The 19,290-nt window shown below is 41.8% G+C and carries 26 protein-coding genes and 1 tRNA gene; 5 read left to right on the top strand and 22 right to left on the bottom strand.

What is annotated here, in order from left to right; translation table 11 throughout:
• The first annotated feature begins 94 nt into the window (after positions 1 to 94).
• Positions 95 to 379 carry a 50S ribosomal protein L25 gene (gene rplY / locus B0X70_RS14515; protein WP_217469650.1) on the top strand — a complete coding sequence of 95 codons (285 nt, stop codon included), beginning with the start codon at positions 95 to 97 and terminating at the stop codon, positions 377 to 379.
• Positions 380 to 467: 88 nt separating this feature from the next.
• Here the strand turns inward: rplY and yejK are convergent, their stop codons facing one another.
• A complete protein-coding gene (gene yejK, locus B0X70_RS14520; protein WP_217469651.1) occupies positions 468 to 1,472 on the bottom strand; it encodes a nucleoid-associated protein YejK in 1,005 nt (334 codons plus the stop codon).
• 272 nt (positions 1,473 to 1,744) lie between these two features.
• Between yejK and B0X70_RS14525 the strand changes: the two genes are divergently transcribed.
• From B0X70_RS14525 to B0X70_RS14535, 3 genes are all read left to right on the top strand, one after another.
• The gene (locus tag B0X70_RS14525) at positions 1,745 to 1,972 is read left to right on the top strand and encodes a YejL family protein (protein WP_011147091.1); all 228 of its coding nucleotides are present in this window, start codon (positions 1,745 to 1,747) and stop codon (positions 1,970 to 1,972) included.
• 31 nt (positions 1,973 to 2,003) lie between these two features.
• Positions 2,004 to 3,743 carry an LPS biosynthesis-modulating metalloenzyme YejM gene (gene yejM, locus B0X70_RS14530; protein WP_217469652.1) on the top strand — a complete coding sequence of 580 codons (1,740 nt, stop codon included), beginning with the start codon at positions 2,004 to 2,006 and terminating at the stop codon, positions 3,741 to 3,743.
• A 75-nt stretch (positions 3,744 to 3,818) separates the two neighbouring features.
• Positions 3,819 to 3,895, top strand: a tRNA-Pro gene (locus tag B0X70_RS14535).
• Between the two features lie 176 nt (positions 3,896 to 4,071).
• Here the strand turns inward: B0X70_RS14535 and B0X70_RS14540 are convergent.
• The 13 genes from B0X70_RS14540 to B0X70_RS25975 all read right to left on the bottom strand — a co-directional run bounded on the left by B0X70_RS14540 (position 4,072) and on the right by B0X70_RS25975 (position 13,724).
• Positions 4,072 to 4,698, bottom strand: coding sequence for a tail fiber assembly protein (locus B0X70_RS14540; RefSeq protein WP_217469653.1), 627 nt, complete (start codon positions 4,696 to 4,698; stop codon positions 4,072 to 4,074).
• The gene (locus B0X70_RS25790; RefSeq protein WP_336246292.1) at positions 4,698 to 5,948 is read right to left on the bottom strand and encodes a phage tail protein; all 1,251 of its coding nucleotides are present in this window, start codon (positions 5,946 to 5,948) and stop codon (positions 4,698 to 4,700) included. The genes B0X70_RS14540 and B0X70_RS25790 overlap by 1 nt, the downstream gene beginning before the upstream one ends.
• 15 nt (positions 5,949 to 5,963) lie before the next feature.
• Positions 5,964 to 6,608 carry a baseplate wedge 1 family protein gene (locus tag B0X70_RS14550; protein ID WP_217469654.1) on the bottom strand — a complete coding sequence of 215 codons (645 nt, stop codon included), beginning with the start codon at positions 6,606 to 6,608 and terminating at the stop codon, positions 5,964 to 5,966.
• Positions 6,601 to 7,647, bottom strand: a complete 1,047-nt coding sequence (locus B0X70_RS14555) for a baseplate J/gp47 family protein (protein ID WP_246593299.1) — start codon at positions 7,645 to 7,647, stop codon at positions 6,601 to 6,603. Before B0X70_RS14555 ends, B0X70_RS14550 begins: the two co-directional genes overlap by 8 nt.
• Positions 7,648 to 7,664: 17 nt before the next feature.
• Positions 7,665 to 7,796, bottom strand: a complete 132-nt coding sequence (locus tag B0X70_RS25585) for a hypothetical protein (RefSeq protein ID WP_256448122.1) — start codon at positions 7,794 to 7,796, stop codon at positions 7,665 to 7,667.
• A complete protein-coding gene (locus tag B0X70_RS14560) occupies positions 7,796 to 8,146 on the bottom strand; it encodes a contractile injection system sheath initiator (protein WP_040152931.1) in 351 nt (116 codons plus the stop codon). Before B0X70_RS14560 ends, B0X70_RS25585 begins: the two co-directional genes overlap by 1 nt.
• Before the next feature lie 181 nt (positions 8,147 to 8,327).
• Positions 8,328 to 9,014, bottom strand: coding sequence for a Gp138 family membrane-puncturing spike protein (locus tag B0X70_RS14565; protein WP_217469655.1), 687 nt, complete (start codon positions 9,012 to 9,014; stop codon positions 8,328 to 8,330).
• Positions 9,015 to 9,018: 4 nt separating this feature from the next.
• Entirely contained in the window at positions 9,019 to 9,888 is an 870-nt protein-coding gene (locus tag B0X70_RS14570; protein ID WP_065391070.1) for a phage protein, read from the bottom strand.
• The gene (locus B0X70_RS14575; protein WP_065391069.1) at positions 9,885 to 10,172 is read right to left on the bottom strand and encodes a phage baseplate plug family protein; all 288 of its coding nucleotides are present in this window, start codon (positions 10,170 to 10,172) and stop codon (positions 9,885 to 9,887) included. The genes B0X70_RS14570 and B0X70_RS14575 overlap by 4 nt, the downstream gene beginning before the upstream one ends.
• Positions 10,169 to 10,828: a phage baseplate protein gene (locus tag B0X70_RS14580; protein WP_040149553.1), complete on the bottom strand. Its 660-nt coding sequence runs from the start codon at positions 10,826 to 10,828 to the stop codon at positions 10,169 to 10,171. Before B0X70_RS14580 ends, B0X70_RS14575 begins: the two co-directional genes overlap by 4 nt.
• A complete protein-coding gene (locus B0X70_RS14585) occupies positions 10,825 to 12,555 on the bottom strand; it encodes a transglycosylase SLT domain-containing protein (RefSeq protein WP_040149554.1) in 1,731 nt (576 codons plus the stop codon). The genes B0X70_RS14580 and B0X70_RS14585 overlap by 4 nt, the downstream gene beginning before the upstream one ends.
• 77 nt (positions 12,556 to 12,632) lie before the next feature.
• Positions 12,633 to 13,373, bottom strand: a complete 741-nt coding sequence (locus B0X70_RS14590; protein WP_040149555.1) for a Rha family transcriptional regulator — start codon at positions 13,371 to 13,373, stop codon at positions 12,633 to 12,635.
• A 138-nt stretch (positions 13,374 to 13,511) separates the two neighbouring features.
• A complete protein-coding gene (locus B0X70_RS25975; protein WP_040149557.1) occupies positions 13,512 to 13,724 on the bottom strand; it encodes an Arc family DNA-binding protein in 213 nt (70 codons plus the stop codon).
• 85 nt (positions 13,725 to 13,809) lie between these two features.
• Between B0X70_RS25975 and B0X70_RS14600 the strand changes: the two genes are divergently transcribed.
• Positions 13,810 to 14,241, top strand: a complete 432-nt coding sequence (locus B0X70_RS14600) for an Arc family DNA-binding protein (RefSeq protein WP_040149558.1) — start codon at positions 13,810 to 13,812, stop codon at positions 14,239 to 14,241.
• Positions 14,242 to 14,322: 81 nt separating this feature from the next.
• On the opposite strand, the gene B0X70_RS14605 is transcribed toward B0X70_RS14600, so the two are convergent.
• The 8 genes from B0X70_RS14605 to B0X70_RS14640 all read right to left on the bottom strand — a co-directional run bounded on the left by B0X70_RS14605 (position 14,323) and on the right by B0X70_RS14640 (position 19,288).
• Positions 14,323 to 14,817 carry a hypothetical protein gene (locus B0X70_RS14605; RefSeq protein WP_217469656.1) on the bottom strand — a complete coding sequence of 165 codons (495 nt, stop codon included), beginning with the start codon at positions 14,815 to 14,817 and terminating at the stop codon, positions 14,323 to 14,325.
• Positions 14,818 to 14,944: 127 nt separating this feature from the next.
• Positions 14,945 to 15,094, bottom strand: coding sequence for a Hok/Gef family protein (locus tag B0X70_RS14610; RefSeq protein WP_146748035.1), 150 nt, complete (start codon positions 15,092 to 15,094; stop codon positions 14,945 to 14,947).
• A 187-nt stretch (positions 15,095 to 15,281) separates the two neighbouring features.
• Positions 15,282 to 16,037, bottom strand: coding sequence for a KilA-N domain-containing protein (locus tag B0X70_RS14615; RefSeq protein WP_217469657.1), 756 nt, complete (start codon positions 16,035 to 16,037; stop codon positions 15,282 to 15,284).
• A gap of 346 nt (positions 16,038 to 16,383) precedes the next feature.
• Positions 16,384 to 16,767 (bottom strand): phage tail assembly chaperone, encoded by a 384-nt coding sequence (locus tag B0X70_RS14620; protein ID WP_217469658.1) that lies wholly within the window; start codon positions 16,765 to 16,767, stop codon positions 16,384 to 16,386.
• A 3-nt stretch (positions 16,768 to 16,770) separates the two neighbouring features.
• A complete protein-coding gene (locus B0X70_RS14625; protein WP_040154593.1) occupies positions 16,771 to 17,175 on the bottom strand; it encodes a hypothetical protein in 405 nt (134 codons plus the stop codon).
• A gap of 3 nt (positions 17,176 to 17,178) precedes the next feature.
• On the bottom strand, positions 17,179 to 18,333 hold the full coding sequence (locus B0X70_RS14630) for a DUF3383 family protein (RefSeq protein ID WP_217469659.1): 1,155 nt from the start codon (positions 18,331 to 18,333) through the stop codon (positions 17,179 to 17,181).
• A gap of 8 nt (positions 18,334 to 18,341) precedes the next feature.
• Entirely contained in the window at positions 18,342 to 18,869 is a 528-nt protein-coding gene (locus B0X70_RS14635; protein ID WP_217471740.1) for a phage neck terminator protein, read from the bottom strand.
• Positions 18,869 to 19,288 carry a hypothetical protein gene (locus B0X70_RS14640; RefSeq protein WP_217469660.1) on the bottom strand — a complete coding sequence of 140 codons (420 nt, stop codon included), beginning with the start codon at positions 19,286 to 19,288 and terminating at the stop codon, positions 18,869 to 18,871. The genes B0X70_RS14635 and B0X70_RS14640 overlap by 1 nt, the downstream gene beginning before the upstream one ends.
• Positions 19,289 to 19,290: the final 2 nt, after the last annotated feature.

A 19,290-nucleotide genomic window follows, 5' to 3' on the forward strand; every position in this document is an offset into this window, starting at 1 on the left:
CACGATGCTACTATGTTAAATGTTAAGCCAAATCTCGAACCTGCTGCTGGGTCGCCTGTAGCAGGATTTATTTTCTTCTTAAAGAGAAAAAATAATGTTTATTATTAATGCAGAAGTACGTAAAGAGCAGGGCAAAGGTGCGAGCCGCCGCCTGCGTAGAGCTAACAAGTTTCCAGCTATCGTATACGGTGGCAACCAAGAGCCAGTTTCTATTGAACTGGATCACGATCAGGTTATCAATATGGAACACAAAGCTGAATTTTATAGCGAAGTTCTGACCCTGGTTATCGACGGTAAAGAGACTAAAGTTAAAGTGCAGGCTGTACAGCGCCATCCGTTTAAACCAAAACTGGCACACATTGACTTCCTGCGTGCTTAATTAGCCACAGCCGAGCTTTTCGGGACGCCGAGTAAATAACGCCGCATTTGCGGCGTTATTTATTTTTTGGCCTCAATGACCACCACTCTTAATGACCACCACTACGGCGCTGTAACTGGTCACGTAAATTTGGTGGCGTACCTTTAATGGTTAAAGTATCCGTTGCCGGGTCCCAGAAAATTCTTTCACCAAATAACATCGCATCAAAATTGATTGTTAACCCGCCACCACTGCCGGCAAATTTAGTTAGCTGACGCAACGTACTGCGATCTGCCGGAAAACTCTCTTCCAGTTCATATCCCTTCTCCTGAGAAAACTGCTGGAAATTCTGTTCTCCAAATGTAGGTAATGCCTGCGACAACTCCTTAATTTCTATTTCCTCTCCCGCCTGCAATTGTTCATTACAATAACTGTATACTTGCTGGCGATAGGCTTGACACTCATTCTTATTAAGCTCACCAGATTCACAATAATCATCAACTGCTTGTAACAGACCTTTATTCTGAACCTTAGCATTCATACCTTCACTGGCGGCAAGAAAATCCATAAAGAAATCTGAAACTTTACGCCCTACCCGGCCTTTCAGGAATGTTAAATAACGGCTTGATTCAGGATTAGTTTCCCACTCCGTCAAATCTATACGAGCAACAATATCAGCGTGAGGAATATCCAGATAATGCGTAGTATTTAAATCCAGATTATCGTTAACAGACATACTGTTACAGCTATTAAGCACAGCAATCAATAAATACTCTACCACCAGATAGCGATACTGACAAAACAGGACCGTTCCTCCCTCGGCAAACGGATATTTCGCCAGTTCATCCCTCAGACGTGCTGTTGCCGCACGACTAAACCCAAGAAAATCTTCATCACCTTTACGCTGATGCCTGAGCGCTTCTGCCAATTCACTCTCTTCATTAAATAAGCCGTAAGCTTTACTTTTTGCGCTGTATACCCGGTGTAATTCAGCCATCATATCTTCCACCACTTGATCGGTGGCGAGTAAAGAATCACGCAACACGACATCTAATGTCTGTTCATCACGCTTGATTAATTGATGCAAGGCAATCTGATCTATTTGCAGACTCATTCTTTCTACTCCTTTCGCGGCTGACTTCATGCGTTTTTAAACACGCATTCAAACACCGATAACAAACGACTGCAATAAAAAACCCTGAAAGAAAACAACGTTTCGTCATCTGCCATCAACTATAATTTACTGACAGATATCAAAAAATTGCTAAAAATAGGTTATTACTGCAACATAATCTTATCCGTGAATTAATTTGCCACAAAAGAGCGGAAAATCACGCATCTATACGGTAAGATAATATGCTTTGTTAGTTCAGGAAGTTTAAATCTATGCCACAGTCATCTCGTTACAGTGACGAACACGTTGAACGCTTATTAACAGAACTCGTTAGTGTTCTGGAAAGAAACCGTACGCCGACAGACCTTTCTTTAATGGTACTGGGCAATATGGTAACAAATTTAATCAATACGAGTATATCTCCTGCACAGCGCAGACATATTGCTGACTCGTTTGCACACGCGCTTAAATCTTCGGTAAACGAAGATAAAGCCCATTAATTTTTAACTAAGACGACAATGTAAACAAAATATGGTAACTAGCCGTCAGCGTTATCGTGAAAAAGTTTCCCAAATGATTAGCTGGGGGCATTGGTTTGCCCTATTTAATATTCTGTTCAGTCTTGGATTAGGTAGTCGTTACCTGTTTGTTTCTGACTGGCCGAGCTCACTGTTCGGCCGAGTCTATGCTCTGGCGAGTTGGCTTGGGCACTTTAGTTTTATTGTTTTTGCTGTTTATTTGCTAATCCTATTTCCACTGACATTTATTGTCATGTCACAGCGCTTGCTAAGGTTTCTTTCAGCCATTTTCGCTACAGCCGGGCTGACACTGTTAATATTCGACATTGCCATATACAACCGTTTCCATCTTCACCTCACACCTTTAGTGTGGGATTTAGTGATCAATCCTGATCAAGGGGAACTTGCGCGAGAATGGCAGCTACTGTTCATCTGTATTCCAGTCATTTTTCTGATACAGATGTTATTTGGCACCTGGAGTTGGCAGAAACTACGCAGCCTGAATCGGCAACGGTTTGGTAAACCGCTGGCTGCCGTCCTTATTTCGGCTTTTTTAGCTTCCCATTTGATATATATCTGGGCTGATGCTAATTTTTATCGTCCGATTACCATGCAACGTTCTAACCTGCCGCTCTCCTATCCAATGACAGCGCGTAAATTTCTTGAAAAACATGGTTTGCTCGATCAACAAGAATATCAGCGCCGTCTTATGCAACAGGGTGATCCTGCCGCGCTGACAGTGGAATATCCACTTAATGACCTGACTTATCAGAATCAAGGAAGCGGATACAACCTGTTAATACTGGTAGTCGATAAACTGGATAATAGAGATATTACAGGGAATATGCCTGTGCTCTCTCATTTCAGAGAAACCAACATTCAGTTCAATCAACATTTCAGTACTGGGATTCAAAATGATACTGCCCTATTCGGGTTGTTTTATGGCATTTCTTCTGGTTATCTGGATGGAATATTGGCTGGACGTAAATCATCAGCCCTGATTAATGCCCTGACTCATCGGGGATATCAATTTGGCCTATTCTCTTCTGTAGGGTTTAATACTCCGCTTTATCGTCATGCATTACTTTCCGACTACTCATTGCCTACTGAGGTCAACCAAAGTAACCAACTCACGGTGGAACAATGGCAGCAATGGCTAAATTTACCCAATAATAATGCTCCGTGGTTCTCCTTCTTGAGGATGAACGGGTTAGATAAAGCTGACAACCAAGGTAATAGAGCGGCACTAGACGCTCAAATTAACACCGTACTAGAGACACTAAAAAACAAAAATGCACTGAACAATACTGTCATTGTTATTACCGCTGAACACAGTGAAATCGCCGCCACACATCCACCTAGATGGATAAACAATGGCAGATTTAATCGTGCTCAGATGCATGTTCCACTGCTGATTCATTGGCCTGGAACACCATCACAGACAATTAATAAACTGACAAGCCATCAGGATATTATGACAACATTAATGCAACGTTTGTTGCATGTCAGCAATACTCCTGCTGATTATTCCCAAGGCCAAGATCTATTTGCAGCACAGCGTGATAATCCGTGGGTGATTACCGGTGATGATGGTTCCCTAATCATTACAACCAGCGAAAACACCTTGTTCCTGGATAAAAATGGTGACTATCGCCTATATGACCTGGAAGGCAACGAAATAAAAGATGCTAAACCTAATCTGGCGCAACTGTTACAGATACTAACCGAGGTTAAACATTTTATAGCTAATTAAATGCTTAAAAATCAATCGGTCACAAAATTCAGCGCTTGCTTTTAGATAAAAAATCAGTACTATAATAGGAATTATCGGCATGTAGCGCAGCTTGGTAGCGCACCGTCATGGGGTGTCGGGGGTCGGAGGTTCAAATCCTCTCATGCCGACCAAATTTCCCTAGAAAAACCAACCTGTTAGGGTTGGTTTTTTTATACCTGAGATTTGGTTGGGGAAAAATAGGGGCAAAACTGGGGAAAAACCCCGACTTCAAACCTGGCATTCATAACCACTTATAAACCAGCCCTTCCCACCCCAAAATATAAAATTATCTAATTATTACTGCCCATCACTTCGGCACTTCCGGCCACACGACATCAGGCGCTTGATTCAAATCTGTATGAGTGAGTAGTACTCTGTATTTTCTCCACTCAAGAAGAGATGCTCTTGTTTCATCTGTAGCCATCTCTAAGTCAACAGAATCTTGCAACAGTGAGATTGTGTAATTTGCTTGCTGTAACAGTGTTGCTTGTTTCTGTTTTGCTTCGTTGATTTGATGTGCTTTGAGTAAGTCTTTATCAACTACCCACTCTTTGCCGTTCCACGTATCGAAATCGGTGGGCGGTTTTTTGAAGGTTAACGTATCCGGTAATTCCCCAATTTCAGTTATCTCAATCGGCTCTCGTGTTAACGTGTCGTAAGCGATTTTTCCTCGGTAATCTGGGAGTATTTCCCAGCATTTACCGTCAATGCTGCGGCACACGGCCTTGTCATCAGACTTCGGTAACTCAGGCGCATCGGGATAAGCACTGGCCGATAGACTGACACCGAGCATCACGTATTCAATATCAGAGTTTGTGAATTCTCTCGTTATCTGATTCGAGTGATAAACTTTAATCCAGCCGGGTTGAATCGCTAAACCATCTTTACCTAGCACGGCTGTTTCATGTTCTAAAGAGTATTTCTGTTCTGTCATTATATTGCTCTCACTATGTAGTTAAATGCGATGTTGCGGGGTCTGTTCTCTGAAGCAACAGGAACAACACGTGATGCATCGAAGTTTATATACGATAGATCTTTATCGTTTGATGCGTAATTAGTGTATGATTTTATTGCTATCGTTCTGTAAAATGCGCCAGTTGGGTTATCCCAACTTCCCCCGACAAACCCTCCCGTAATATTTCTAATCGCATCCCCTTGCCATGTTCCGCACACCCGCCCCGGATCTACCCCTCTACTGTCATCCCAACCACGGATAAATTCCCCTCTTAAATCAGGTACTCTACCGGCAGGATAAGCTTCCGCTAACTTCGGATATAAAGATTTATCAAATGTCTGACCGTTGCACGTTAAGTAACCGACTGGGGTGTAGCGGTGGGGGTACGGCATTGGAACGCCGACTGGGATATTGTTATAAAGCAAATCAGATGCATGTTGACTGTGAATTATCCAATCTTTCAAAACCTCATTACCGGGGAACGCTTGTCTAACTGCAATCTCACCGAAGTGTGTTGTGTATCGCTGGGATATCAGAGGCCCTTCTCTGTAGACTTCGAGTACACCGTAACTGTAAAGCGGCTGTGATGTTGAGTAGCGCGGAAAATCAGCAACAGTATCAACATTTACGCCAAAAACATGATAGAAACCACACTCGCGACAATCTGAGAATTTGCCTCCATTTTGCAGTTGCCCCGCAGGTAGAGAAGGAAAAGCCCCCACATCCCCGGCACTCAAACTGACATCCCCAGTCAACGCCTTGCCGTTAATTTTCCGGCTGTTCGGCACGGCATTATTCGCCCTCTCCACAGCCTCCACCAACCCGAGGTTTTTCACAAAAGCGTTTTTGTCAGGAATGTCTGCGCCGTTTTGGGATTTCTTGAGAAAATCAGATTTTGAATATTCTACTTCTAACCAAATTCCATTATCTAACGGACCATTCGGGCTTATATTTGAGCTGGCCGACAATGCAACCCAATTTTTCCCGCCATAGTTTACAAGCGCCCCTTTCGTATATTTTGCGTCAGGGAACCAAGCGAGCGCACCACTATTTTGGATTTCAAGTAATGCCTCATCTAAACGATTGTGCCACCAATTTTCCCATTTAGCTTCGGGCGGATCTTCTGATGCTCCACCAGCCCATCCACGTTCAATTAATGCATCACCGGGTTTTTCAAATTGAGCCGGATTACTGGCCCACGTTTTATTAAAACTGTCTTTTCTAGCCATCTATTATTACTCCGATTATACGTATGCGCCTACGCCGTAGGGTTGTGCATCATAAGTGCCTTTATAAGCAAATGGATGATGATTAGTTCTGATTAAACAGGCTTTTACTCCCTGTGGTCTTGGTATTAAATCAAACATTTCAATCAGCACGCGAATATTTGCAGCGATAGCTTTATCCATCCAGATTGTTTTCATTGTCATATCCTGCCCATCAATAATTGCAGAATTAACATTAAAAATATAATCAACAGCACTTTTTACATCGTCTATTGTTGCTATTGAGTTATTTTTTTGTATTTTCGATTTAATTAATATCCGGTACATGAAATCAGATACTGGTGCTATTTTAATTTGTTCGCCGGGAGATTTATACGGTGCAATGTTATATGGCTGTGCTCCACCGGTACCATTATATGCAAAAATAGAAACAAAGTCAGTACGGATAAGTGGTCTCTCTGCAAATCCCGCAATTCTTCCACATATATCTAATTGATCACCCTCGGCTTTATCTATATCAAGAATATTATTTATTTTTTCTATTTGGTCCTCAATAGAAGATTGAGCAATATCAGGTAATGAGGTTATCCAGTTGATAAGTTTTGGTGAATTTTTATATTGCCAGTAAATTCTAGATAATGCTTTACTTTTATGGTCATACATATACAACCTCTATATTCTCAGTGGCAAATACACCAAGTTGATTAAATTTAACATTAACTACCCCTCTCGTTTGATCCCAAGATTTGCCGACTGTGATTGAGTTTACAAATCCATTATCAGCAATTATATAGTTTACAGGTGTGAATATTCTTCCGGCTCCAACACTCTCACCGATCCTAAAACCTAGTTTTGAAAATCCTCTGGTTTCATCAAATCCATACGTTGTGTAGTGAACGATGGCCCGTTTTATATTTTCATCATCAAATTTATTGTTACTCGATATCTCGACGCGAACATAAATAGGAACAAGTTCCGGCCTGAAAAATGTCACTGACACAGGGTTTCCCAGTGGGGTTTTTGTATCCTCAGTAATTTTGTTGGGAAATGTGTTATATTTATTTAACCCGCAACCCGGATTCTTCTTTGCTGCAATAGCATTGATAATATCATTGACCGATCCCCCATCTACAAATATTGCCATTGAGTGTTCTTTTACTCCGTTTTCATCAATCTGACCATTGTCATTTTCATAAATACGGGCTTGCTTTACGCCGTCTATATTAACCAGCGCAGCATACATATTATCAACTTGATTGGAGCCGGGCAGGGCTACAGATTCGTTACGGCGGATTCGAAAAGCATTATCTGATTCAATATCTCTGCCCGGCGATTCTGATGTTTCATTGTTAACGGCCGTTATACCCCCTACTGGTGTAGCAATAATGGTTAAAGTACCAATATTTGCAGTTTGTGATCCCGATGTTGTGCACGTTACATTGACAGTAGCGCTTCCACCCTCATCTATCGTTACATTGTTATCTGTAGCCCACAGTGTATTCGTGATTTTATTACGAACAAGTGTCTCAGAGGGAATGAGTGTAGCCGGAACGCCTTTAAAAATTACCGTTGACGTGGAAAATGTGGCTTTATTACGCTTAATACCTGCAAATGCCGCTATTCTATCTAGTTGTTGCCCCACAGCAGAGTGGGGATCTGCTGAGTGATAAGCGGCAATTACTCCTTCATCGAGATTAGCCAATGCCTCGCACCATGCTGCTATTGCAAGTCCATCGGGGATTCAGGGTTGATATTCCAGCCGTCATCTATAGCCAAATAACGTTGACGCATCACAGTTAAATATTCATTCAGCGTCTGCCCTTTTGCTCCCTCTCTTGTTATTTTAGCCATTAAACAATTTCCTCATTGAACAGGAATTCAAATTGTTCATTATTGATATCAATCAATGATGCATAAATTGTGATTTTCCGATTTTGCATATCAGTTTTAAATTCGAATTTGGTTAACCCAATTACGCCCGGTGCGGTGATAATGCGTTCCTTGACATTGGCCGCCGCAATATCAAGCGAGGTTTTACCCAATATACTCTGAAACCACGGCGTACCCTCGGTAACATTTAAAAAATACTCCCCCAAAAATAAACGAAGCCGCCTGATAATGGCCTGCCTTGTCGCTTCTTTACTTGTTGCAAATTGGGTGCCGTGCGTGACGATATCGCCATCTATGAAATTTCTTATCATGCGATCCCCTTCAAAAAAAAGCCCTAGCACCTGCCAGGGCAAAGAGGTTAGCAAATGCTATCTTGGTAGCTCTCACACAACCAAGAAGAGGTAATTATCTGCATTAATTGATTCGTTTTTTCTTTAATTGCGGTGCTATCAATAAGTATTTGCACCGCCATTTTTTTATTATCAGTCGTCATTACTGTGGCCCTCGTGTTGTACCGTTACCAGTCTGAACCCCGCCATGAATATGTTTACCAAACTCGATACCTTCAACAGACAGCCCACCCTGATTAACTGTGGTTCTGCCATTGAGCGTAGTTTTACCGCCATTCGTAAACTCCGGGCCGTTATATGTCATACCTGAGCTTGTCAGTGATAAAGACGTTCCTCCAACTGACAGCGTTATCCCTCCGTCTGTTATATAAATGCGAACAGAACCAGATCGGTTACTCATTCCCATACCCGATGTTGGCAAACCGGGAATAACAGTTTGCATTGAACGATAGCCGGGTGAGAAAAAGGCATCGGTGGCACTGAACATTCTCATTTCGTGAGGAGCAACAGGACCTCCCTGATCTATCCATGTATCAATAGCTCTCTGGCTAAAATGAATAAGCCCTTCTGTACCGGGTGGTAATTCATGGAATAGCGTCCATTCTTGAGTGCCTGAAAACTGGACCGGGACATTGCTAATAACAGGCATGGTAATAAAATCGTTGCCTATTTTTCTCTGAATGCCGCACTCAATTTGTGCCCGCTGATTAGCTGGGTTATAAGAAATAATTTTCCCCGGCAAGCAAATCATTAGCGGTGATAATGCAGACTTTTTAAACTCCTTCATTGCTTCCAGCATTGGATTCAGCTTTGAGTCTATAATTTTCATTATATTATCCTTTAAGCAATAATGCTTTGACCGTAGTTTTCCATGTGTCGTGATAGAAGTCACCTTGGTGCGAAATACTTAACACTGAAAATCTTCCGGCAGTAAGAAGGTCTTTATAGGGTGTTGTATACATACCACTAAAATTAAACTGATCATACATCCGATAGACTTCTACCCAATCTGCTGGTCTAATCAAATGATTAAGCTTTATATCAACCTCTAAAGATTGTAAGTAAACTCTCGGTATCCCTTCCATACCATTGAGAGATGATATTTTATGTGTATGTTCTCGTGATGCTTTATTTCTGATAACGACTAATTTTGTACTTTCGAAATTATATTTAAAATCAAACGTTTCTGATAGTTCGGTTAAGAATGTTATAGAATTTACGCCACCCGCAGTCTTTCCTTTAATTGCTAACGGTAAATCAGAAAAATCTCCTACTACTTCTAAAGTAGTCCCAAATGTTTCGGCAACATCCTTTATGATTTCTAATATTGTCGTGTTTTCGCCCCAAGACTTATTTATATATGCATTAACCCATTTTCTAAAGAATGACCGACAATAAAACCTGATATATGTATTTACACCATCTCGACCCGTCTCGAAGTTGTTTATTTCACCTTTAAATATAACACCAACATCATCACCATAGCCGGCAGATAAGGAAACTGAATCATATTCATTGTAAATTCGGCTTCTAGTTTCTGCTGATACGCCGTATACGGTGATGCGTCCCAATGCGTCAGCGTTATTTGGTATCCCTTCTATATTAAATGTAACTTGCATCGGTGGACTAAAAATAAGGTCTTCTCCACCACCGCTTGATTTTATGACCAATTTATAATTTCTTCCAAACAGATCACCATTCATATTGGATACCACTTTAATTGATTTTTAATACCCAAGTTACTGATAGTTGGGGTTTCTCCTTCCAGAATAATTTCCCCAATATCTGCATTCAATCCGGCAAGTAAATTTACTCCAACATGTAATGCCCGGCCTAATGCTATCGGACTATTATCAATATTCATGATATCAACAACAAAATATCTATATCGAGTCAACCAACGTAGATAAAATACTAGTTGATGATTATTTAGTGTAATAGAAAATTTTTGGTAGGCTGCATTTCTTGTAAGAGGAATGATATTCATTGCAATAAAACCTCTCCGTGATTAACAGTAGCTTGCCCCTGCGTGCTTACACTATCTCCAGCCGGGAGATTAGCATTGATAAGTGATGCGTCCTTGTTTTTTCCATCTTTGTTAATAATCAAAAGCTGCCGCATTTCAACAACTAATTCCAGCCCATCTTGATTCTCTGTATTTGTTACTTGCCGGGTATTGGTAATAATCATATTCGCATATGACGCACTTTTGGCACCAATGACAGTCATTACAGTGTGACTACTCTGTAGCTCCCTGATCTTATCAAGAATATTCATTGACCGTTTCGTTCCATACTCACCGGCAATGCCAAATCCTACAGAAGCACCCAGTCCAGCCAATGCAGCAATACCACCAGGCAATACTGACGCGGCCAAGCCAGTAGCAACGCCAGCCCCCATCCCCAATATCCCTGAATATTGACCGGTTTCAGCAATCAGAGCTTTGATCGGATTATCTGACAGCGCAACGGTCATAGTGACATATAACGGGCGTGTGACTGCGTTGTCATTTGCTGTCATTGCATTTTCTAATGGATATTCGCTAACATCCGTTCTCATTTCTGATGACTCTTCAAGAACTGCGTCAAAAAAAATACCGCCAATTTCTGGGCGGGATTTGGTAAAAATACCGACAATACTCATTGTGCTGTTGTCCTCACAGATACGGCTAATTCGTTACATGCGTCATTGATACATTGCTGAACAATTTCCTTTGTTTTTTCTGGATTACCAGCTTCATTTACTGTCACATTGGCATTAACGGTAGCGTTGATAGGGGCACCATTATTGCTAGATTTAGACTTTATAGGGGGGGTTGGTATTGTATTTCTGCGAGCAGCATAGTCTTCCATAGCCAGGGAATAGTTACCAACTTTTCTCACGTAATCCTCTGTTTTTTCTCCCCATAATTTACGATTTGGTCCGGCATGATGTTCCGCAACAGCCTCTTCCATACTTTCACCTTTATTCAGGCGCTGGCGTAATTGCATTGCAGCAGCATTTATAGCTTGATCAGAATTAAGCGGATCTATGCCTAGGGATTGAGCGGAGCTATCAAGATATTGCATTATTCCTTTTGCCTGTCCCCATTTTGTTTGTGGGCCTGTAGCATTAGGGTTAAATCCTGATTCTTGTTTTGCCATTCCCAATAAAACGCTGACTGGAACATTATATTTTTTTGACGCTTGAGAGAATGATTCAGCCAATTGTTCACGCTGAGATGAATTATTGACACCCGACATTGTTAAATAATTTTTTATATAATCCATATTGTTCAAAGGATCATTACCGGGAATATCCATTGCATTTGGATTAATTGAGCTTACTTTAACCGGCCTTCTCCAGGGGTTGCTAGTCCATCCAAGCCAAGAGAGAGCATCACCCACAGGGTAATTTAAATTCTCATTTAGCCCATGTTCTAATTGACGCTTGTTATAATCATATGATGCAATGGTACTTGCTTTAATATTATCCCAATCACTATAAAAATATTCAGCATATGCTGCTGCACCAAGCAAAGGAAGATTACCTACTAACATTCTACCGCCTTTTGCCGCAGCCTGTGCGACAACTAAAAAAGTAATCCCTTTTGCTATTTGTTCTAAATAAGGCATAGCCTCATCCAATTTTTGGATAATTCCCTGCTTGTTATCTAATAACCATTTATCAGCACGTTTGGCTAAATCAGTAACGCTTTTTGTAAGCGGTCCACTTATTTCACTAGATAATCCATTTAAATTGGTTGTTAGCTTTTGAACAGCATCATTATATTCATTCGCTATTTTTATTGCTTCAGGAGTGATTATTTGACCACGTTTATTGTATTCATTGAATTGTTCCTGTACCCAGTTTGGCCCCTTAGAAAACACATCTTGTTCGAATTTATTTAACCCCAACCCGTTACTAAACCTTCTCCTTTGATCCATATTCATCTTGGGCATATTTTCAGCAGCCCACATCATTGCAGAATGAGGATTATCCTTATTAATCAATTCATAAGGATTAATACCAGCCTGCCTGAGAGCGTTTTCGTCAATTCGGCCATCAGCAGCTTTATCTCTAAGATTATTAAATTTCTCAATGGTACTCATTGCATCCTGGACTTTACCGCCCATCTGCTCATATGCATAACCCCAACGCAATACATTATTGGGATCAATAAGATGGCGACGAGAAAATCTATCTATCTCAGAAACAAAACCAGCGAAATCTCGTGTTAGCTTATCAAAGCCAAATCCAGCAGCTACAGTAGCCGCTAATTGCATCATATTGTCAGTAACACCTTTAAACGCAGCATTAGCTATATCAAAACTCTTTTTGTCTGTTTCCAAACCAAGAGATACAAGTAATGAATCAATTGTTTCTGCCATTTGTGACCTCATTTTAGATGTAAAAAAACCGCAATTAAGCGGTGTTAGATATTCAAGCCGTCCGTGGCCTTAAATCCTTAAGCTACTTCAACACCGTGGATCAAATGTCTAAGTGCCTTGATGCCGTTCTCGTTATAACGGAAAGCTTCAACTTGTTTATCGGAGTAAGCAGACTTATCCAAGAAGAACTTCCCGTACTGCTCGGTTTTCAGATTGTTATCATTAGCAATCCGCCCGATTTTGTTAGCTGACAGATCCAGCATCTTTCCTACTTCACCAGCCGTGTAATATTTCTCTTCCAACGCAGGGAGAGGAACCGCTTCAAAGCCGACAATAGGGTTAATGATATTTGCGGCTGCACACTGTTTTGATTCGTTGCTTAAGTGAGGCATCAAATTAAACAGATTGCTAACTGCATCAACTGACATTTTCAAAGTTCTGGCTCGGCGATATTCAGGCAAACCAGACTGGCTTTTAACACTTTTTCTTGTGTTTGACTCCAATAGAACAAGCCTATCAATTACCGCTGCACGGCGTTTAACATCATAGCCAGTGATTAAGATTTCGGTATGACGACGGTCAAGATGATACTCCCATGCGTTCGGATTGGTTATGTCATACTGAACACAACCAACACATTGATTAGTAAAGTAAAGCAAATCTGCGTTACGGATGTAATCTTTCTCTTCACCACTATATAAGGCAGATAGCATGACGCGAATATCACGGCATAGATCAGCATGATTCTTGCCCGTCAACTTCGCTATCTCGCGGCTTGACATAGTGACAGAATTTACTGCTAGTGTTACATTATTCATGTCTGTAATTTCCTCGCTAGTTAATAACAGATTTGAGACCCCAATCGGCTGCAACCATTGGGGTTTTGCTACTTTTGGCGGACAATATCATCTTTTTATTTTCATGGAATTAGTAGACCGAGTACTTTGCTCTGTTTTTTACGTATTCTTTACCCTTCCAATTGAACGATTCATCCTTTCAGTTAGAACCTTTGCAACCTCACTATTAAAAGACCGTCCCGACAACTTCGCTTGCCCTTGATACCAGTCCCTTACATCCTGGGGCAGTCTAAGCGGGTATGCTTTCGCTTGCGCTTCTTTCTTCATTCCCTCCTCCGATACAAAAAGATACATAATAATTGTGGCATGCATGAATGATATGATCCTATTTGTATCATTGTCAACATGAACATTTGGTATATCATGTATCTTTTTATATCTATTTGAGGTTACTCACATGGCAAAGCAATACTCGCCGTACCCTTTCAGGATGCCAACAGAAATGAGGGAAGAAATAGAATTAAAGGCAAAGGAGTCAGGGAGGAGCCTTCAACAAGAGATGCTTAAACGCATAGAGCTTTCACTATCCCTAGAAAATCTATTCGCCGCGAACAATCCCGGCATTGAGGGAATGTATTCACATGTCGCTCAGTTATGGAAAACATCCCACGTAGCTGAAGGAAAAAACACTCAGCTAGAAACACAGGTAGCAAACTTAAAAGATCAAATCAAACTACTTACACAATCGACAAGAATAAGTGATGAACAAAAATTTGATTTAATCAGAAGAAATATCAACTCATTGAAAGATACTGTTCAGCGGATAGAAGACACCCTTCCACCATTGCTTGAACCAATAAAAGTCAAGAAGCACAACCCCAATAAATAAGCCCCTTTCGGGGCTTTAATCTGCCTGTGCGGCAGTGAACGGTGCGAGGCGGATCATGATATTTGTTATAATATCGCCCTTTTATTTAATTCCAGAATCGCACATAAAATTAAATAGCTTGGTAACTTTTTCTTGATCATCTTTATATTGAACGCCCAAGTAACCATCATCTTTAAAATCATAATCACCCCATTTATGAGGATGACCTAACTCATGATATGACAATGGAGCATTTGCCAATTCATGAAGTTCTTTTGCTGTGTAAGATGAATATGTTTTATCCTTACAATTTAGCACTATTTCCCTATGATCAATAAGGCCATTTCTGAAAAAAATCGGTTTCTTTTCATTGGTTAATATATCGATTGTATAATCAATGAAATAAAGTTTTACCCTATCCTTTCCGACCGATAATCCTCCAACATTGACCATGCCGCTACCCATCCTATTACCCATTCCGGTTATAATTTCTTGACCGATATAGCCATTTATTTCATTTGGTAACTTTTGATTAGCAAGGCATGTTAAGCTAATAGAAGTCACAATAATAACAATGAAAAATTTTATAATTCCCATCTCTTACCCTTACTCAATGACAAAATCACATCCTATCACCAGGAGGGCGCAATTAAACGCAAAAAAGGGCGCTTGAGAGCCATGTTCAGCAACAAGAGATGGCGGGGATTGCTCCCCGCCGTTGCTCTTACTTGGTTTCGTAATCCATGAAAACAGCAACTTCCGTTTGGCCGCTTCGGATGCGAACCTCACAGAGGTCTTTCCTCGTAATAAGTACAGCCGCTAAGGCGGCAATGCAGATAACGATAGCGATAAATATCGCTTTTTGCTGTTTCATGGTTAGCGTCTCCTTGCCTTTCGGCGTGTAAGAGGCTAATCTTATGTTGTGAAGCATAAAGAATTGGCCTCAAATTGATTGAAAGATCATTTGGGGCTTTCTTCTATCCGCTCCAGCACGCCAGAGACAGATAGTCTCAAGCGCCCGCCCAGAATATACCAAAGTGAAATGTATATATCCATATCAATCACGCGGCTGGATAAATCAGTTTTAACTGTCCCTTTACCTCGAATGCTGACACACAACGAGCCTCAAAATCTTTATAGTCAGCGCAACCGTTAGCCAGCATTGTTACGGCTTTCAATTGTTCTTCCACCAACTTTGATGCCTCTGGCTTAAGATATTGATGGATCTTCTCCCCGCTACCTTTAGCAGCTTCTTTCGCTTCGGCATAAACAACATCTGGCAATACAACCTGGTATACCCACTTGGATGTGATCGCACCAAACAGTGATGGAGTACCACCTACATGACCAAAATAAGGTAAGCCTGTCATTCTCGATAACGCCTGATAATAAGGCTCTTGGAACCGTTTTTCCCATGTCGTCGGCTCTTGATGGATGAGCAGATTGATAATCTGATCTTCGGTCAGTGTTCGGTTCTGTGATATCAACATGTTTTTAATATGTCTATCACATGCCCGGGCAAATTTAGGAGAGAGCCAACGAGCAAACTCAATGACCAGTTCAGGGTGAATCCATGTTCCACCGTTACGGCCTTTTTCTACGTTAACTAAAAGAGGAGAAATCTCCCCTTTAGAATTATACGCTTCAATATCAAGCTCTTGACCAACTTCCCTAATGTAATTCTTAGTTGAACCTAATTTCAGCCAGTCCTTTGTCAATTTGCCAAAGTGCTTGGCTGCCACTGTGGCATTAGCCCAACATGCATTACTGAATGGGAATAACTGTTTTTCATACTCCATTGGAAAGATATTATTCATGGCTTATTACCTGCTCAAAAATGAACCCTTGTCACACAGGAATACCAGCCCCAGAAGGCAGCCAACCACTGGCAGTCCTCAAGGGTGCATTTGTGAAAAGGTTCTGGGCTTTATTTGATTCGTGCGTGTGAAGCACATAAAAAACCCCGACGAATGTCAGGGCGTTAGGTGTTGTGACTGAGTGCACGTTCCATACTATCGACTAAATCGTCCATGACTGCGTGCATGGCTTGCACATCATCAATGGTATAAGTGCCATCCAGCATGTCAGACCATTTAGCCAGCGGCGGACAGGCATCACCGGCCCCCGTACAGGGACGCCAGAGAAACCAATTAATCGCGGGGTTTATTGATTCTGTGCTACTTCTGCGCCGTTTTCGCTCCCTGCGCTGAGCTGCCAGAAAGGGCCAATATTCTCCTTCAAGACCTTGCCAAGCAAGACAAGGTAATTCTGTACTTCATCCTGGAATAAATTTTCAGCAACTGGCACATTATCGGCATCACGCACGATCTTACCGTTCTTGATACAAAGTTCCTTCAACCGATTCAATGATAATGTATCGGCTGTTGCCAGACTCACAGCCAAACCCATTTCAGTAGAGTTATCATTCATGGCGGGCAAAATTCCCTCTTTGGCCGCAATCTGTAACATCTCAAGCTGGTCTTTAGCTGATGCTGTTGCACCGCTAAAAAGAGTACCATTAATTTCAACTTCAATTTTTCTGCCCATTAATTAGGTTTCCTCTGAATCTGCAAATTCAAATATAAATTGTTCATCACTCACACCCGTTTTACCGGCGCGGGTTGTCGAACCCCGGTTAACTAAAATCCCATCAAATCCGAGAATAGTTTCCGCCGTTCCCGTCTGGAAAAACGAGAATGTGGCATCTACCTTTGTTTTTTCTACTGCAATGATTTGCCGGGCCTGTTCAGAACCGGGAATCAAATTAATCGTCAGACGCTTAGGCCGGGTTGGGTTATCAAGACGTACTGATGTTTTACCAATACCGCGTTTTAGTGTTGCTCGCGGCTCTAAATCTTCGATAGTGATCGGCGGGTCGGTATCACCAAAATCATCAATAGGGATACCAAACACAGTCAGGTTAGCGCCATCCGCGCCGTACCTTTGCATAGACATAAATTACTCCACGTTAATATTAATTTCGGCCACATGTCCGGCGCGAGCCAGAATGACTAAAAGAGAGGTTGACGGATATTGACGCTGTTTGCGCTGTGATGATGTCAAATTAAGCACATCCTCAGGTTTAGAGCGGAGTATAAAACCGAACTGGGCCACTTTGGTTTTGCCGTCATCAGGATCAACATAGGAACCCGTTCCCAACACGCCGTTGTTATAGAACCGCTTACAAGTATCTGAAATTGTCGTCAGCAATCCGCCGTAATCGCGCGGCGTTAACGCTCGTTTAGAACCCGCTCCGGCAATATAGTTATAACCATCAACTTGAATATAATTTTTCAGCACATCCAGATTGACCACATCATCGATGAACTCGCCGTATGACGACATAGATTTACTGTTAATCACCCGGCTGTTATCTGTCTGACCTGTCAATTCAATCTGTGTGAAAAAGACACTATTTTTGGCTTTCAGTGCGTTGTATGCACTGGTTTTCAAATCATCACCGATAACACCGGGCAGCACTTGAAATTCCCCGGTAATAGCGGTGTTAATACCCGCAGGACGGAATTTATGAAATGCCGCAGCTAGCTGGATCATTGCATACGCTTGGGTCGGGTCTGTCTTCACTGATGACGGAGATTTATAACCGGCAAACACATGCCTGTTACCCTTGCCTTTTAGTACCGATATCACGTCATCTTTAATATTTGGGTCAACGATCCCTTCATCACTGAATGTTAACCAGACTGGATGACCATTAGCATCCGCCCAGTCAGCGATTTCAATCACCGATTCTTTGGTTACGTCAGTATTTTTAAAGAAGTAGTGATACCGCCACAGCGCATCTGCCGCGCTATTCATGTTTTCAACAAGCGATTCAGTCGGGTTTTTCATCCAGACTGTAATCTGTGGTGGCTTGGGAATATTGGCGAAATAGCGGGTAGCAATGCGATAGATATCGCTGTCAGTTTTAAAATCTGCCGCAATACCTGACGTTGAATTGTAGTCTCGGAATGTACCCGCTTCGAATTTAACCTTATCAACCAAATCCGTTGCATCGGCAAATATCATGGCGCTTGAAAAATCCGCGTACCCAAGCCCTGCGGGGGTAAGTAGCAGATTGACAGGAATAATATTGTCTACAGAATAAGACATGAGAATACTTACCTCTCATCATTAATTTCAATTTTGAATCCGGCTGCCCGCAACAGGGAGTAGGATACGGTTTGTTCGATAAACAGATGAATGTCTGCCTGCCAGCGGGGTTGGATACCGGCTTGCAATATTCCTGTCAGATTTCGGCAATTACTCACGTAGCACCAAGCTATTTTGTTGCGATATAAGAATTCGCTGACAGGAGTCTGGAAATTTGCATTATGCAACCGCATAATCGCACTATCCGCGCCCTCATTGAGAAAATTCACCGACACCATGAATTCCATTGAGGTATAAGCAACCTCTTGCAAATCCTGCCAGTTATTTCCTAATGATGGGTCAAATTCTTCAACAGCGGGTACAAATGCCCGTTTCCGTCTTGTTTGTCCGTATGCACGAATAGGGATGGGCTTATAGGTGACATATAATGATCTTGGTGGCGCTCTGCCCTGATCAGCTAAAATCACTGTGTCAACGCCGGATGCCAGTTTTAGCAATGACTGAAATACACTATGTAATTCTTCCAGAGTTTCCATCATCCCGCCCCTCGATACCGTTCAACAACCGCACGGCAAAAATTACGCCACGGTCGATTATCACAAGAGAGCACGCGCCACTTGCGGACACCTAACCCGTCGCTGAATTCCAGTAAATCAGCAAATTTACCGTCGTCATCAGGCCAAATATAATTAACCCCATCATTGATATGCACTGACCGAATATCTTGTGGATTTGCCGTGCCTCCCATGCCAATAAGTGTCTGAATATCTTTCCATGACGCAGGCTGAACGTTAACAAGAGTGAGCGGGATTACTTGCGGCTCTCCTTCCTGCCACGTTCCACCCGGCCCGGTATAATCACCCCTTGCAGCGCGGATAAGTCGTACACCACCAGCAATAGGAGAATTAAATATTGAATCGATATGACCGTGCATATCTAAGCCATTACCAAACATAA

The organism is Photorhabdus akhurstii (genome assembly GCF_019090985.1).
Lineage (GTDB): Bacteria > Pseudomonadota > Gammaproteobacteria > Enterobacterales > Enterobacteriaceae > Photorhabdus > Photorhabdus akhurstii.